Raw genomic sequence first — 16,061 nt, forward strand, 5'->3', positions numbered from 1 at the left:
CCGGTTTTTAGCGGGCCGGGAGCCGCAGTCCTATTAAGCCAGCCGTGGTGCTGGCTTTTTTTATGCGGTGCCGGTAGTGTATCGGCATCTGGTTTGCCGCCGGGCGCCCGGTATTACTGCCGGCGCTATCTGCTATTATGGGTATGCGCGGCCGACGGGTATCATTACCCGGTATTACCAACCTGCATTTTCACCGGAACGGTACTGGCTTGAAATACTTCTCATCATTTCGCACGACGGTTAAAATTTCCCGTTATCTGTTCCGCGCGCTGGCGTTACTGCTCTGGTCGCTCGGCGCGCTGTTATCGGCTTTTTACATCATCAGCCTGCTGCACCAGCGCGAATCGGAACTGCGCCAGGAGTATTACACCAGTTTCGGCCAGGCCCAAAGTTATATCTCCCGCTCCTCCTCCATGCTGCGGGAAATCAAATATGTGGCGGAAAACCGCCTTAACGCCAGCATTGCCGGACTGGACATGTTAAACGGCGTGTTTGCCGGCAAAGCCAGCCGGCCGGAGTATACGCCCCTTTACCCGACATCCGATTGTAGCCGTACCGGCGCCGAGTACCATAATTCCGTCGACTCCCTCAGTTATTTCCTGAGCTATTGGAAAGACAGTTTCTCCGATGCCTACGATCTAAACCGGGTGTTTTATATCAGCGGCGAAAGCCAGTGCATGGCCGATTTTAATTTTCGCAACGCCGCCAACAGCCCGGCCAGCTTGCCTAAAGGCTTGCAACAGCAGGTTATTAAATATCGCAATGCCCGGCAAAATGAGCGGGAAGATAACCTTTATTGGGTGTCGCCGGGCACCCGCCCCGGCAGCGGATATTTTTACGTATTAACTCCGATTTACGTGGCCAACAAGCTCGAAGCGCTGCTGGGCATCGAGCTGAGCATCCGCCTGGAAGATTTTTCCAGCAGCAGCAACCTGCCCATCGGCATCAGCCTGCTGGATCAAAATAACAACCAGGTCATGTCGCTGGCGGAAGGGGAGCGAAAAGCCTCCGCCCTGGATGTTTATCCGGTGCAGGCCAACTATTTCGGTTATACCGACGGTTATAAAAACCTGGTCATGAAAAAAAGCCTGCCGCCGTCCTCCCTGAGTATCGTGTATTCATTATCGCTGAAAACGGTGGTTGAGAATTTCAATCCGCTGATTATCAACGCCTTGTTGCTTAACCTGCTGTCGGCAACCCTGCTGGTGCTGCTGGCCTGGCTATTTGAACGAAAAATGTTCTCGCCGGCGGAAAAAAACGCCCTGCAACTGGAGGAGAACGAACAATTTAACCGCAAAATCGTCGCATCCGCCCCGGTGGGCATTTGTATTCTGCGCATCAGCGACGGCGCGAACCTGATCAGCAACGAGCTGGCCCATAATTACCTCAGCCTGCTGACTTTCGAGGACCGCCAGCGGATTATTCATATTATCTGCGGACAGCAGGTGAATTTTGTCGATGTCATGACCAGCAACAACAACAACCTGCAAATCAGCTTTGTCCATTCGCGTTATCTAAACGAAAATGTCGCCATTTGCGTGCTGGTGGATATCAGCGCCCGGGTGCGGATGGAGGAGTCGTTGCAGGAAATGGCGGCGGCGGCGGAGCAAACCAGCCAGGCGAAATCCATGTTTTTGGCCACCGTCAGCCATGAATTGCGCACCCCGCTGTATGGCATCATCGGCAACCTGGATTTAATCAAGACCAAGGCTTTGCCCGAAGGGGTGGACCGCCTGGTGATGGCCATGGATAATTCGTCAGCATTATTACTGAATATTATCAGCGACATACTCGACTTCTCGAAAATAGAATCCGAACAGCTTAAAATTGAGCCAAAGAGTTTTTCGCCCCGCGAAGTGGTCAGTCATATCGCCGGCAATTTCCTCTCGCTGGTGGTCAAAAAACGCCTCGGACTCTACTGCTTTATCGACCCCGGCGTGCCGCAAAGCCTGCGCGGCGACCCCGTGCGTTTGCAGCAGGTATTATCCAATTTGCTTAATAACGCGATTAAATTCACCCACGGCGGCTGTATTTTAATCCGCGTCTATTGCCATGATGACTATCTGCATATTTGCATTCGCGATACCGGCGTGGGCATCCAGCAGCGCGAACTGCTGCGCTTGTTCGATCCTTTTGTCCAGTTGGGCAATAGCGGCCAGCAGCAGTTCCAGGGCACCGGCCTGGGACTGGCGATTTGCGAAAAGCTGGTAAATCTGATGGATGGCGATATCGCGGTGGATTCCGAGACCGGGCTGGGCAGCCGATTTACCATCCGGCTGCCGCTCTATCAGGCCACGTATGCCCCGCGGACGCTTTGCGCGGAACTCAACGGCCGGGTATGCTGGCTTTCCGTGCGCAATGCCGCCCTGGAAACGCACCTTACGCATCTGCTCACCGATCGTGGCCTGACGGTCAAACGCCACGCCTGGCAGGAGATCGGCGCCGAGTCGGTTTATATTAGCGACGATGAATCAACGCCGGCCGTGCGCCCCGCGGTGTGGATACGTTTTATGATCGCCCATATCGGCCCCGCCCAGGATGTCAGCGAAGGGGAGTGGTGGCTCAGCCCCGCTTTTGCGGACGCGTTGCCTCAGCTGTTAATCAAGATTTACCGCGGCAACCAGGCCACCGTCCTGGCTTTGGCTCCGCCGTCCGCGCCGTCGCGGGTCAGCGTGGAAAATAATGATATTCGCATTTTGGTCGTGGACGATCACCCCATTAACCGCCGTTTGCTGGCCGACCAGCTGGAGTCCATCGGCTACCAGGTGATTACCGCCAATGACGGTATAGATGCGCTGAATATGCTGCGCAAACAGGCGGTGGATATTATCCTCACCGATGTCAATATGCCTAATCTGGACGGTTACCAGCTAACCCGGCGTTTACGCGCCGAGGGCGTTGCGCTGCCGGTGATCGGCGTCACCGCCAACGCGCTGGCGGAGGAAAAACAGCGCTGCCTGGATGCCGGTATGGATAGCTGTTTGTCCAAACCGGTGACTCTCAATGTCTTGCAGCCGGCGCTGGCGCATTTCAGCCAGCGGGTGCGGGAACAACGCCGCATTGGCGAATGAATGCCGGCATAAAAAAACGACGCATAGCGCCGTTTTTTTATGAATAACCGATAATTATTACTCTTTGTCCACCGGCGCCATGCTTACCGACGACAAATAGTTAAGCAGGGCGATATCGTTCTCCACGCCCAGTTTCAGCATCGCCGATTTTTTCTGGCTGCTGATGGTTTTGATGCTGCGGTTAAGCTTCTTGGCGATTTCAGTCACCAGGAAACCTTCGGCGAACAGGCGCAAAACCTCGCTTTCTTTCGGTGAAAGGCGTTTATCGCCATAACCGCCGGCGCTGATCCTTTCCAGTAATTTCGCCACGCTGTCGGGGGTATATTTTTTCCCCTTTTGCAGCGAGGCCAGGGCCTTGGGCAAATCGGTGGGCGCGCCCTGCTTAAGGACAATGCCGTCGATATCCAGCTCTAGCACGGCGCTTAAAATGGCCGGGTTGTTATTCATGGTCAATACGATAATCGCCAATTGCGGATAATGGCGTTTAATATATTTAATCAGGGTGATGCCGTCGCCGTATTTTTCGCCGGGCATTGAAAGATCGGTCACCAGTACATTTGCATCGAGCTTGCCCAGACTGTTGATGAGAGAGGTGGAGTCCTCGAACTCACCCACCACTTTGACCCAGTCAAGCTGCTCCAGGGATTTGCGGATGCCGAACAGGACTATCGGATGGTCATCGGCAATGATGACGTTCAGATTATTCATAGGTTTAACTACCTTGCATGCTGTAGCAGTTTAATGACAAAAACATCAATTTGGTGGATATCGTTGCCGATTTTTGAATTATCATTTTCCATAGTAGCTTGTTTGATATGTTGTTCCAGCGTTTCACACAATAGTGTGCCGGAAACCAGATTCAGCATGGCAAAGACACCTTTTAAGCGGTGTGCAGTCTGGGCCAGGGCGTGCAGGTTGCCGCTCTCGGCTTCAGTATACAGCCTCTTGACGTCATCGGGTACTGTCTCGGCAAACAGTGTTAAATAACCGCTGGCCCGCAACTGCTCCAATATCCCTTCGGACTCGGCCGGCAGCGCCGTTGCCGCGCCGCCGCTTTCCTCCAGTATTAGCTTGAGTTCCAATAATTGTAATATGGCATCAAGCAGCGGTCCGCCCAAATTGTAATTGACCTTCAGACGGTAGGGCGAAAGCGTACGAACGGTCGTTTCGTCGCCCTGCAGCAGCAGGGCGAAGTCTTCCATGCGATGAACATCGTCGGTCAATAATAAATCATATTCCGGCGCCAGATGGTGCTCATCGGGATAAAGCAGTTCCGCGCCCAACTGGTTAAGCAGTTCTTTAATGATGCCGCGGATCTCCTCATTGGCGATATCCAGCATGGCCACCGTGCCGGCCAGAATGTTTTCTTGATCGTCGGGATGCCCGCTGTTTTCCTCCAGCGGCAGCGTCAGCCTTACCCGGTAGCGGGTGCCGATATCCGCTTTGGTATGGATATCCAGGCCGCCGCCCATTTTTTTGCACAGCTGGTTGCACAAAAACCAGGAAAGCGAGGACCCGCGCTGATAATGATCTTCCGGCCCGGGACTGACAAAGGGCTGTTGCAGATTGGCCAGCTCCTGTTCGCTGACGCCGTTGCCGGTATCGCTGAGAATACAAAGCAGCGTATCCGGCTTGGCGGGGTCCTGGCCGATGGACAGCGTTATTTTACCGTAATGCGTGCTGATAATGCTGTAATCAAGCAACAGGGACAGGATCTTTTTCACCGCTTCTGCATCGCCGACATGCAGCTGATTAAGGGGTAAATGATAGTGATTAAACAGCGCCAGGCCTTTACGGCCCAGGGCGGGAAGACGCTCCGCCAGCAGGGCATCGATTATTTTCGGCAAGGAAAAGGGCTGCGGCGCCGGCCGCCAATCCTGAATTTCCAACGCGGTCAGCAGGCGCAGATTATCGAAAAGCTGGCTTAGCCGCGACGACTCGGCTTGCAGTCCGTCCAGGAAGCGCTGGCGCAGATCTTCGTCGCCCGCATGCGCCAGGCCGTCGATGAGTTCATTGATGGCCAGCAGCGGCTGATTTAGTTCATCCTGGAAATTGGTGAGAATGGCCCGGCGCGCCTGTTGGTTTTTGTTCAGCTCGATTTGCGCCTGTTGCAGCTTTTTATTAACCAGCACCTCTTTATCATGGTCCAGTAATTGGAACAAATAGGTTTGCGGGGAAAGCTGGCTCTTGAACATGCGGATTTCGTAAACTTCGTTATTGACCGTCGCCTGGATAATGCCCTGATGGCTTTCAGCCAGGTTGGCGATTTTTTGCAGGCTGAGATGGGGCAGTAAATGATCGGCGATTTTATTGCTGGCCACCAAGGTATTTTCGCTAAAGTCATAGATCAGCAAACCCAGCGGCAAATTGGCGATCACCTCTTCCCCCAGGACGCGATGGGACCTCAACGCCTGCTCCATATTTTCGCGCGGGCGTAAGAAATGCTGGCGAATGAAATAAATACCCAGCAAGGACAAGGCGATGAGCAGGATATCAATGGCAATCGGCCACAGATTATTGCGCAGCATATCCACCGTCAGGCTGGTCAGGGGCACCCGGTAAACCATATTAAGTGGGGCGTTGGCGAACTGCGCGCTAATCTCAAGGGTCGAGCCTTTAATCCGGCTGATAATCGGCAGCGTGCTTGGCTGTTCGTCGTCGCTGGCTGCGGCGTCTGAGCCATCCAAGCCGTCGGCGGGAAGAAGCGCAAAATTGGCCCGGGCCATATTAAGCGGGATAATGTCATTGATCGGCAGGTCGAAGGCAATAATCGTCGCCAGGTGGCCCGGCTGGTTGATGATAATCCGCTGTGTAAAATAATAGTCGTTCTGGAAGCGGAATTTACGCAGCGGCGAAAAGCTTTCGCGCTCATCCAAAATATTGGCCTGCTGCAACATTTCCGCCCGGCGCGATTTAACCACGGCGCTGATCAGGCTGTCCTCGAAACGCGGCGCGATATCACGCAGCGGCTGGGTGGATATCAGCGTCAGACTGTTATCGATGCCGTTAAGATAAAACAGGGAATAGTTATTGCTCTCGGCGCCCCATAATATGTCTAAATAATTGGACATTTTTACGGCGGTGGCCAGGGCGGCCGGTTCGTGGGCGCCAAAGATCAGCCCGTCGGTTTTGATATGGGGCTTTTCGATATAAAACACATCGGGCCGCAGCCGGGTTTCGCGCACGCCGTCCGCGCCGACGTCCAGCGCGCCGGTGGCGGTTGACGTGTCATAAAGCCGATCGGCGACGAAACGGTAGGTATCGATGCGTTTTTGCAGCGCCAGGGTAATGGTGCTCATGCTGTGCTTTTTCTCTATCAGATAAGCGTTGATCGCATGAAACCCAAATAACCACAGCGACAATAACAACAAAATGATAAACACCACCAGACTGCGGGTAAGCGCGGCCGCGGTGAGGGACAGATTTTTAATTTGCATGACTGTTTTTCATCACCGGCTCACCGGGTTACCCGGCGGGCGCTCAGCGTAACCACCAGAAGTAATAATGCGACGCAGCCAAATGCAGCGAACAGGCTGGTCAAATGGGCAATAAAACCAATCAGCGCCGGGCCGGCCAGGATACCGGCATAACCAACGCCGGAAATGGCGGCCAGGGCCAGATTAGGCGGCATATCGGTTTGGTTGCCGACCACGCTGAACAGCAGGGGCACCAGATTTGACGCGCCGAAGCCCACCAGCATGAACCCCAGTAGCGTTATCACCGGCTGATTGATGAAAATCGCCAGCGCCAGGCCCGCCGATGCACACAGGCTGCCGGCCAGCAGAGTGCGGTAGCGGCCGATGGCATTGATCAGCCGATCGCCGTTCAGGCGGCCGATGGTCATGGCGATGGAGAACAGGGCATAACCCAGCCCGCCCTTGGAACTTTCAAGCCCGCGCTCCACTGTCAGGAATAGCGCGCTCCAGTCAAGCATCGCCCCTTCGGTTAGAAACAGGATGAAACAGAGCAAGCCGATAAACATCACCTTGCCGCGGGGACGGACAAATAGCGGACCGCCGTCCGCGGCCGGGCGATCCGACAGCAGGTTGCCGGCCGTGCATACCAACAAGACGACGATGAGCGCCACCGCTATGGCGATAGACGAAAAAGGACTTAGCCCCAGCCAGAGTAATATGCTGACCAGACCGGCCCCTGCAATACCGCCAATACTGAAAAAACCGTGGAATCCGGACATCATGGCCCGGCCGCTGGCTTTTTCCACCGCCACCGCCTGGATGTTCATGGTGATATCGATCGCCCCCAGGCTAATGCCGAAAAGCAGCAGGGCCAGCCCCAGCGAAAAGCTGCTTTGCGTCAGCGCCAGGGCAGGCATGACCAGGCACAGCAGTACGGCGCCGCCGATAATCACCGGCCTGCAGCCGAGCCTGCTGGCCATCGGTGCCGCCAACGGCATGGCCAGCAGCGAGCCAATGCCCAGGCACAGCAGCATTAATCCCAGAGATGCATCATTAATTTGCAGGCGTAATTTGGCGAACGGCACCAGCGGCGCCCAGGCCGACATGCCGAAGCCGGTAATAAAAAACACGGTGCGCGTGGCGATGCGTACCGGCCGGGCGGAGTGCTGTTCCGTATTTAACGTCGTTGTCATAAAGCTATCGGGACTGTCCTGTCTGGGTGTGGTTAAAATTAATGTCGGAACCGGCCGCTGGCGCAAGGGCGCCGGCTATTCGCCGCCCTTGCGCGCAAGCCATACGGCAATCACCCGCACGATATAGTCTTGCTGCCCGTCGGTAAGCGGCTGCCCCTTGGCGATGCCGTGCCATTTTTCCAGGCAACCGCGGCAACAGGTGGCGGTGCCGTGCTGCGCGACAAACACCGGATGACCGCGCCAGGGCGTTTGTTTACCGTCTTTGGCCGGCAATGCCGGGGCCAGCCGGCCGGCAATAAAATCGCGCGCATGCGCTAACACGATATCTATCCCTTTAGTATGCAGGTAGGTAAGATCTTTTTCATTAAGCCGAAATTTTGACCGGAAAGCGGAACGTTGTAAACGATCCCAGATAAGGTCGATATCCTGATCTCGTTGCATGTTGCCCTCAGCTATCCGGTGTCCGGGGCGCCTCTGCGCGCGCCAGGCCACCGGCGAATCATGTCGCAAAGTGTACCATGACCTTAGTCTGATAACGAAGTGCGCTGTGCGGGGTGGGGGCGTGTCCCCCGGTTGTCCGTGGCTATAAATATTTTTTAAATAATCAAAAAATAAAATGGTAACAGTTAATCCGTTATTGCCGCTATTCCGGCATAGCGGAATGTTTTATTTATTAATATTTATTAATGGATATTAATATTTTTTTGCCAAGTTGAAAAAAAAGCCGACACAAGGCCGGCGAGGGAAAAATAACATTTCGATGAAGGTAATAATGACAAATTAATGATGATAGCAAAATAATAATAGGCTATGCGCGGCACGGCGTTTTGTCACATTGTGCTATCATGATGATAATACTTTAAGATATTGAATTGTAATTATTTTTTAACCGTATAATTTTTAATTACGACCATTTGTTATTATTTTTTAACGTGCGTTTTTTCTATAAAGTGCCACCTGCGTAACAAAATAAAATATAAAAATTGTATTTTGAAACACTGTATGGCACTTGGTATCATTTTACCGCTAGTATATTATCGCTTTTATTGCAAAATTAAATGGCTTGTTGAGCCGTAGCATCCTCAATAATGCATTCATTGAAAAGTGGTGGTCACTGACAACTCATATTCGAGGATAAAAGAATGAAAGCGCAAATTCTATCCCTTTTGATACCGGCATTGCTGGCCGCCGGATCGGCTAGTGCTGCCGAGATCTACAATAAGGACGGTAATAAATTAGATCTCTATGGCTCGATCCACGGACTGCACTATTTCTCCGACAATAAAAGCAACGATGGCGACGAAACCTATACGCGTATTGGCTTTAAGGGCGAAACGCAGATCAACGATCAACTGACCGGGTATGGCCAGTGGGAATATGAAATCAAAGGCGATAATACCGAGGGCAGCGACTCCACCAAAGGCGATCATACCCGTTACGGATACGCCGGCGTAAAATTCGGCGACTACGGTTCGTTCGACTATGGCCGTAATGACGGGGTGCTTTACGATATTGCTTCTTTTACCGATATGCAGCCTGAGTTCGATGGCTCCACCTATGGCGCCGATCAGTTTTTATTCCAGCGCACCAGCGGCGTGGCCACCTACCGCAACAATAACTTCTTCGGCCTGGTGGACGGCCTGAAGTTCGCCCTGCAATACCAGGGGCAAAATTCCGATCCCGAAGAGTCGTCGAACGGCCGCGATGTGCTGGGCCAGAACGGCGACGGGTACGGTATGTCGTTGACCTACGATCTCGGCATGGGGGTCAGCGCGGGAGCGGCGTTCTTTAATTCCAAACGTACCGACGATCAAAACGGCGCCCGCAACTATGCGGCGATTATGGGACGGGGCGATCGCGCCGAGGGATATAGCGGCGGCCTCAAATATGACGCCAACCAGGTCTATCTGGCGGTGATGTTCACCCAGTCTTATAATGCCGCGCCGTTCGGCGCCAGCGATTCGCAGCTCTATGGCTATGCCAACAAAGCGCAAAGTTTCGAAGCCTATGCGCATTACCAGTTTGACTTCGGTCTGGTGCCGTTCGTGGGCTACAACCAGACCCGGGGCAAGGATCTGGGACAGGGCGGCGACAATAATACCTACCATGATGAGGATTTGGTGAAATTTGTCGATGTGGGGACCAGTTACTACTTCAACAAAAATCTTTCCACCTACGTTGATTATAAAATCAACCTGATGGATGACAATAAGTTCACCGATGCCGCCGGTATTAATACCGACGACGTGGTGGCCCTGGGACTGGTATACCAATTCTGATCTGTTGTTCCCCACGGGCGGCGGCCTCGCCGCCCGTGGATAGAAATGATATTTAACCCTTTTATTTAAAATTATTTAATATTAATTCCTCATAAAATCATCAGCCGTATCTCTCCTAACATAAATACCCAGGTTATTTAACTAATATTTAATTTGACGTTTTAATCGGCCGGTTCGCCGGTTGAAACGCTAAATTCTATTTAGTATTATCGCGCTGTATGAAAAGTTATTTTGGCAAAGTTGCTTCTTTGCCGTGCTTTTTATATCTGAATCAGTGGCGAAAAATATATGAGGATAATATAATGAAACTACGTCTTATTTCTACCCTGGTGCCTATTTTAATGTTGTCCGGCGGCGCGGGCGCCGCAGAAATTTATAATGTGGACGGCAATAAACTGGATTTAAACGGTAAAATTGTTGGGGTACATTATTTCGATAATAATAATACCGATAGCGATCATTCCTACATGCGTTTCGGTTTTCTCGGCGAGATGCAGATTACGCCCCGACTGACCGGTTACGGCCGTTGGGAGTATCAGGCCGACCTGGATCAAGGAGAAAAAGACGCGTCGGAGGAGGCATCCACCCTGCTGGGTTTCGTTGGCCTGAAATTCGCCGATTTCGGTTCCTTTGACTACGGCCGCAATTACGGCGTGCTGTATGATGTCCTCGCCTGGACCGACCGGCTGCCGGAGTTTGGCGGTGATGCCTTCGGCGCGGATAATTATATGTCCCACCGCGGCAATAACCTGGCAACCTACCGCAATACGGGCTTTTTCGGCCTGGTGGACGGGCTGAATTTTGCCGTGCAGTATCAGGGAGAAAACCAGGCCGGCGATAAAAAAGGCGTGGGGCGCGGCATCGACGCGGCCAACGGTAACGGCTACGGCATGGCGGTATCTTATGATTTGGGCTGGGGCATTAGCGCCATCGGCGCGTTGACCAGCGCCAGCCGCCCCGATGAGCAAAAGGACCATTTTTACGGCCATGGCGGTAATAAAGCCAATGCATATGCGGGCGCGCTAAAATACGACGCCCAGAATTATTACCTGGCCGCGATGTACAGCCAGAGTTATAATTTGTTGCGGTTCGGAGACGTCAAGGACGATAAAAAGATTAGCGGCTTCGCCAATAAAGCGCAAACCTTCGAAGTGGTGGCGCAGTATCTGTTCGATTTTGGCTTTAGCCCGTCGCTGGCCTATGTGCAAACCCGCGGTTGCGGTATTGAAAAATACAATAAGCAGAATCTAAGGAAATATTTCGATATAGGCGCCACCTATAATTTCAATGATAATATGGCAACCTATATTGATTACAAAATTAATCTGCTCAAAGGCAATGATTTTACCGAGAAGGCAGGAATCAAACGTGATAATATTGTCGCGACCGGTTTACAATACCGCTTCTGATATTGTTAATATCTAAAAGATCAGGTTCGCGCTGGTCTTAGGCAATAATGCGGTAAGTCTGAAAACCATTAACCATCGAGTGATTAAGCGGGGGGACGGAAAAGACCGTCCGCCCCGCGCTGGTGATGGCATAACGTTACCTATCCAAGTGAAAGGTGACTACGCCGGTGGTCCGCTAACGGTGCCGTTGATGGATCAGCGACTTCTTCCGGGTTTCCTTCACCGCCATAAACAGCGAAAATATGGCGATACCGAGCAATACGGCGATCAGAATCAGGTTCTGCATGGTCTTATGCCCTCCCTTTACGAGCAATAAATAAGACAATGATTTTCCCGGTAGCGGCTCCCGCCGGCTATCAGACCATTCTGTTTAACCGGCCTAAAAGGCGTCAATTCATCAATAATCTAGCCGGAAAAGCATTTTAAGCTAAAAATTCCGCTTAATCCCCAGTGTTTGTGCTTATATGCCGCATAAGGAAAATCCACCGCCGGCCGGCCGTCCCGGTCCAAGGCGAATGTTTTTTTCTTGAGGGGGTTGGTATAGTCGGTAAAAAGCGACAACAATCCTAAGGTTCGCTCCGCGACCCATAATAAAAGTTTTATTAACTGACGCCATACCGTGGCATAAGGGAAAAGTGATATGACTCAATCTTTATCGTTCAGGGGGATAACCGCCGGTGTCGCGCTGGCAACGGCCATTGTGCTGTCCGCAGGGCTTGCTCCCCAGATGGCGCAGGCCGCGCCCGCCACCGCTACCGTTAAAGTGACCTTTGTCCAGGAATGGCCGGTAGCGGATGGATTCTGGATACCCTGGACCCTGGGTAAGGCCAAGGGTTTTTATCGCGAAGAAGGCATCGATCTTAATATCGTCGCGCCGCCGACGGTGGCCGATACCATGAAGTTCCTGGGCACGGGCCGGGCGGATGTGGCGTTTACCACGGTGATGGATATTATTTTCGCCAAGGAGCAGGGCGCCCCGGTGATTGCCATCGGCCGCTACGGCACCGGCAATAATTGGGGGATCTTCACCCCGCAGGGACAGCCGATTACCGTAAGCGAGTTGAAAGGCAAAAAGATTGGCATTTATAACGATGCCTGGACCAAGGCGCAATTATCCTTGGTATTAAAAAGCGCCGGTATGACCCTTGATGATGTGAAAATGGTTGCCGCCGCCGATGACACCGTGCCCCTGCTGCTGCAAAACCGGGTGGATGCCACTACGGGTATTACCAATGCCGAAGGAACCGAAATCGCCGTGACGACCAAGCAAAAACCGGAGTTCCTGCCGGCCACGGCCCACGGCGTGCCGGATACACCGATCTTTATGTTTGCCGGCAACCAGCAGTGGCTAGCGAAAAATCCGGCGCTGGCCAAGGCGTTTATGCGCGCCACCACCAAAAGCATCCGTTATGCCATCGCCCATCCCGACGAAGCTACCGCCGCGTTCGCCGCGCAGTACAGTAAATCCTACGATGCCGCTTTCGTGAAGCAGCAGTGGCAAGATACCATGGCGGTATTGGGTAAGCCGGATAACGATCAGCTCAGGCTCAACGACCAGGCCTGGAGTGAATTGCTCAGCGCGGTGACCGGGTTGGGTATCCTCAAGCAGGCGCTAACGCCCGCCCAGTATTATACCAACGAGTTTTTGCCCCAGGAGTAAATACGCGCCCGGCAACGGAATGCCCGCGGCTGCGCCGCAAGGTTAATCCGGGGTGCTTACCGCGGCGCTACGGACCGCGCTAGCGGCCGCCAGTTGCGGCGCGTCCAGGTCGGCGGTACGCAACAATGCCTGCTCGATGCGTTCGGCGTCGACGGCAAAGGGCAGCTGCGCCGCAATTGCCGGCGCTATTTTCACGCCCTGGGCAATTTGCCTCGCTTTTTGCGCCAGCGGCGTTATCGACCCGTCGACGCCGAGCTGGCGCAGGGTCAGCGGAGTGGAGAAGGTCCTTAACAGCGCCAGCAACTGTTCCTGCGGCTGGGTAGGTGACTCGTCCAGGTAGGATTGCACCACCAGCCCGAAGCCCACCAGTTCGCCGTGCAGAAAACCGTGCAGTTCCGGATGGTAAGTGATGCTGTTATGCAGCGCGTGCGCCACGCCGATGCGCGGGAATTCGTCGCGCATGCTGTTGGCCATGCCGGCCAGGGCTATCACCCCGTCCACTACTTTGCTGAAGGCCGGGGTGACCCGGTGGGCCAGGTTGTCGGCGATCGCTTCTTCCCCCAGCTGTTCAAAGATCTCCAGCGCCAGTTTGGCGGCCTGCGCTTTTAGCACCAGCGACAGGCTGCTATCGTCCTGGCGCAGATAGGGCTCGAATTCATACCATTTGGCCAGCGCGTCCACGATCCCTGATTTCAGGTAGCGCACCGGCGTATCGGCGAGAATCTGGCTATCCACCAGCACCCATTCCGGCGTGCGTTGCAGCGGCATTGAGTTCAGATGGCCGCCGGCTTCGGTATACAGCACCGAAATGGGCGACCACGCGGCACAGGTCGCGGCAATGGTGGGCACCGTAATCAGGGGCAATTGCCCGCAGGATTCCGCGATGCCTTTGGCGGTGTCCAGCACTTTACCGCCGCCGACGCCGACGATCAGGCGGATGCCGTCCGTCTGCGCCCGCGCGCTAAACGCGGCAATCGTGGCCCGGGTACACTCTCCCTGTAAAAAATAGCGCTCAAAGCGGATATCCTGGGCGCTGAAACTGGCTTCGATCGCAGCCGAGGTCGCCTGCCAGGCGCGTGGGCTGCTGATGATCATGACCTTATCACGGGTAATGGGCGCGACATAATCACCGATGCGCTTAATCAGTCCCACCTCATTAAGGTAATTCTGCGGTGCTTTAACCACAATCACGATATGCCTCTCCTTATCCTGCCGAACAATTAACCTGGTTAACGTATTATCTCTGACTCTTTACCCGCAGCATTGTCCCTGCGCCAAAGGCTATTTCTGCATGCCCCACCGCTTGACGGTAATCCGCTCCAGGGTACTGAATATCAGCCCTTCAACCAATAAGCCGATGATGATGACCGATATCAGCCCGGCAAATACCCGGTCGGTAAAAAGCTCGTTGCGGTTTTGGAAAATATACCAGCCCAGCCCCCCTTTGCCGCTTGAAGCGCCGAACACCAGCTCGGCGGCAATCAGGGTACGCCAGGCAAACGCCCAGCCGATTTTCAAGCCGGAAAGAATGGAGGGCAGGGCGGCGGGAATCAGGATGTACCATACATAGCGCAACCCGCGCAGGCCATAGTTGCGCCCGGTCATGCGCAAAGTATCGGATACGCCGAGGAAACCGGCGTAGGTATTGACCGCCATCGGCCACATCACGGAATGCACCAGCACGAATATCAGGCTGTTCTCCCCCAAGCCGAACCACAGCAGCGACAGCGGCAGCAGCGCAATGGCGGGCAACGGATTAAACATCGAGGTCAGGGTGCTGAGGGTATCGCGGCCAATCCGGGTCGATACCGCCAGCGAGCTCAATACCAGCGCCAAAACGGTGCCGATGATATAACCTTTGATCAGGGTACCCAGCGAAATGCCGATTTTCGCCGGCAGTTCGCCGCTGGCCATATCCTGGCAAAATGCGGTAAGGGTCTGGATAAATCCCGGCAATAACAGGTCGTTGTTTTGCCAGCGCGCTGCGCCTTCCCACAAAGCAATCAGTACCAGCAAAATGATCGATTTGCGCAGCCAGGTCTGGTTCCACAACCGGGTCTGCCACGGCAGGGGGGTCGCCAGCGACATAGGTTCGATGGGCGGCAGGTCGAATTGATACTCCGGCCGAATGGGTGGTTGCATGGTCATAATCACGATTCCTGGATAAAAATACCTTCAGCCGCCCACGACCCTAAAGCGCGGCTTGACCGCCGCGGCGGCGTCGGGAGCGGTTTCGGGTTCGTCGAACAGTAAATGGTGAATGCGCCGCGAGGTTTGCTGGAAGGCGCTGCCGCCAAAATCGTCAATACCGAATTGATGGCTGTTCAGCTCCGCCCGCACCCGTCCTGGGTGAGGGGAGAGCAGCAAAATGCGGCTGCCGACCACCAGCGCCTCTTCGATGGAATGCGTGACGAACAATAAGGTAAAACGCACCTCTTCCCACAGCGCCAGCAGCTCTTCTTGCATTTTGCGCCGGGTCAGGGCATCCAGCGCGGCAAAGGGTTCGTCCATCAATAAGACTTTGGGCTCCATCGCCAGCGCCCGGGCAATGGCGACGCGCTGTTTCATCCCGCCGGAAAGCGTATGGGGATAAGCGTCGGCAAAGGCCGACAATCCCACCTTGGCAAGGAAATAGCCGGCCCGTTCGCGGGCTTCGGCGCGTCCGGCCTTGCCGCTGGCCAACAGTGGGAACATGACGTTTTCCAATACGGTTTTCCACGGCGGTAATTGGTCGAATTCCTGAAACACCATTAGCCGATCCGGTCCCGGCTGCGTCACCGCGGCCCCGCCCAGCGTAATACTGCCGCTTACCGCCGGCAGGAAACCGCCGATGGCTTTTAGCAGGCTTGATTTACCGCAGCCCGATGGTCCGAGCAGCACAAACCGATCGGCCGGGAAAACATCGAAACTGACATCATGGGTTGCCCTGACCACCCGGCGATGGGTGCGATATTCAAGGTTTAATGCGCTGACCTGAAGTACGGGCGCATCGGCCGCCGGGCTGTGTTGTAATGCCATTACGTCACTCCTTTC

11 protein-coding genes are annotated in these 16,061 nt (G+C 54.1%); 4 read left to right on the forward strand and 7 right to left on the reverse strand.

Annotated elements, in window-relative coordinates:
- The first annotated feature begins 209 nt into the window (after nt 1-209).
- Nucleotides 210-3,071 carry a two-component system sensor histidine kinase RcsC gene (gene rcsC / locus ACL2XP_RS06745; protein WP_413737851.1) on the forward strand — a complete coding sequence of 954 codons (2,862 nt, stop codon included), beginning with the start codon at nt 210-212 and terminating at the stop codon, nt 3,069-3,071.
- A 57-nt stretch (nt 3,072-3,128) separates the two neighbouring features.
- Here rcsC and rcsB read toward each other — a convergent pair whose 3' ends face one another.
- From rcsB to ACL2XP_RS06765, 4 genes are all read right to left on the reverse strand, one after another.
- Nucleotides 3,129-3,779 (reverse strand): response regulator transcription factor RcsB, encoded by a 651-nt coding sequence (gene rcsB, locus ACL2XP_RS06750; RefSeq protein ID WP_413737852.1) that lies wholly within the window; start codon nt 3,777-3,779, stop codon nt 3,129-3,131.
- A gap of 8 nt (nt 3,780-3,787) precedes the next feature.
- Nucleotides 3,788-6,508: a phosphotransferase RcsD gene (gene rcsD / locus ACL2XP_RS06755; RefSeq protein WP_413737854.1), complete on the reverse strand. Its 2,721-nt coding sequence runs from the start codon at nt 6,506-6,508 to the stop codon at nt 3,788-3,790.
- Between the two features lie 20 nt (nt 6,509-6,528).
- Nucleotides 6,529-7,680, reverse strand: coding sequence for an MFS transporter (locus ACL2XP_RS06760; RefSeq protein WP_413737855.1), 1,152 nt, complete (start codon nt 7,678-7,680; stop codon nt 6,529-6,531).
- Between the two features lie 75 nt (nt 7,681-7,755).
- On the reverse strand, nt 7,756-8,121 hold the full coding sequence (locus ACL2XP_RS06765; RefSeq protein ID WP_413737856.1) for a DUF4186 domain-containing protein: 366 nt from the start codon (nt 8,119-8,121) through the stop codon (nt 7,756-7,758).
- 701 nt (nt 8,122-8,822) lie between these two features.
- On the opposite strand from ACL2XP_RS06765, the gene ompC (ACL2XP_RS06770) reads away from it, so the two are divergent.
- From ompC (ACL2XP_RS06770) to ACL2XP_RS06780, 3 genes are all read left to right on the forward strand, one after another.
- Nucleotides 8,823-9,959 carry a porin OmpC gene (ompC, locus tag ACL2XP_RS06770; protein ID WP_413737857.1) on the forward strand — a complete coding sequence of 379 codons (1,137 nt, stop codon included), beginning with the start codon at nt 8,823-8,825 and terminating at the stop codon, nt 9,957-9,959.
- A 302-nt stretch (nt 9,960-10,261) separates the two neighbouring features.
- The gene (gene ompC / locus ACL2XP_RS06775; RefSeq protein ID WP_413737858.1) at nt 10,262-11,368 is read left to right on the forward strand and encodes a porin OmpC; all 1,107 of its coding nucleotides are present in this window, start codon (nt 10,262-10,264) and stop codon (nt 11,366-11,368) included.
- Nucleotides 11,369-12,008: 640 nt separating this feature from the next.
- A complete protein-coding gene (locus tag ACL2XP_RS06780) occupies nt 12,009-13,028 on the forward strand; it encodes an ABC transporter substrate-binding protein (RefSeq protein WP_413737859.1) in 1,020 nt (339 codons plus the stop codon).
- Nucleotides 13,029-13,070: 42 nt separating this feature from the next.
- On the opposite strand, the gene ACL2XP_RS06785 is transcribed toward ACL2XP_RS06780, so the two are convergent.
- The 3 genes from ACL2XP_RS06785 to ACL2XP_RS06795 all read right to left on the reverse strand — a co-directional run bounded on the left by ACL2XP_RS06785 (nt 13,071) and on the right by ACL2XP_RS06795 (nt 16,046).
- On the reverse strand, nt 13,071-14,219 hold the full coding sequence (locus ACL2XP_RS06785) for an iron-containing alcohol dehydrogenase family protein (RefSeq protein WP_413737860.1): 1,149 nt from the start codon (nt 14,217-14,219) through the stop codon (nt 13,071-13,073).
- A gap of 90 nt (nt 14,220-14,309) precedes the next feature.
- On the reverse strand, nt 14,310-15,176 hold the full coding sequence (locus tag ACL2XP_RS06790; RefSeq protein ID WP_413737861.1) for an ABC transporter permease: 867 nt from the start codon (nt 15,174-15,176) through the stop codon (nt 14,310-14,312).
- A 27-nt stretch (nt 15,177-15,203) separates the two neighbouring features.
- Nucleotides 15,204-16,046 (reverse strand): ABC transporter ATP-binding protein, encoded by an 843-nt coding sequence (locus ACL2XP_RS06795; protein WP_413737862.1) that lies wholly within the window; start codon nt 16,044-16,046, stop codon nt 15,204-15,206.
- Nucleotides 16,047-16,061 lie beyond the last annotated feature (15 nt).

Source organism: Sodalis sp. RH21, from assembly GCF_047324175.1.
Lineage (GTDB): Bacteria > Pseudomonadota > Gammaproteobacteria > Enterobacterales > Enterobacteriaceae > Acerihabitans.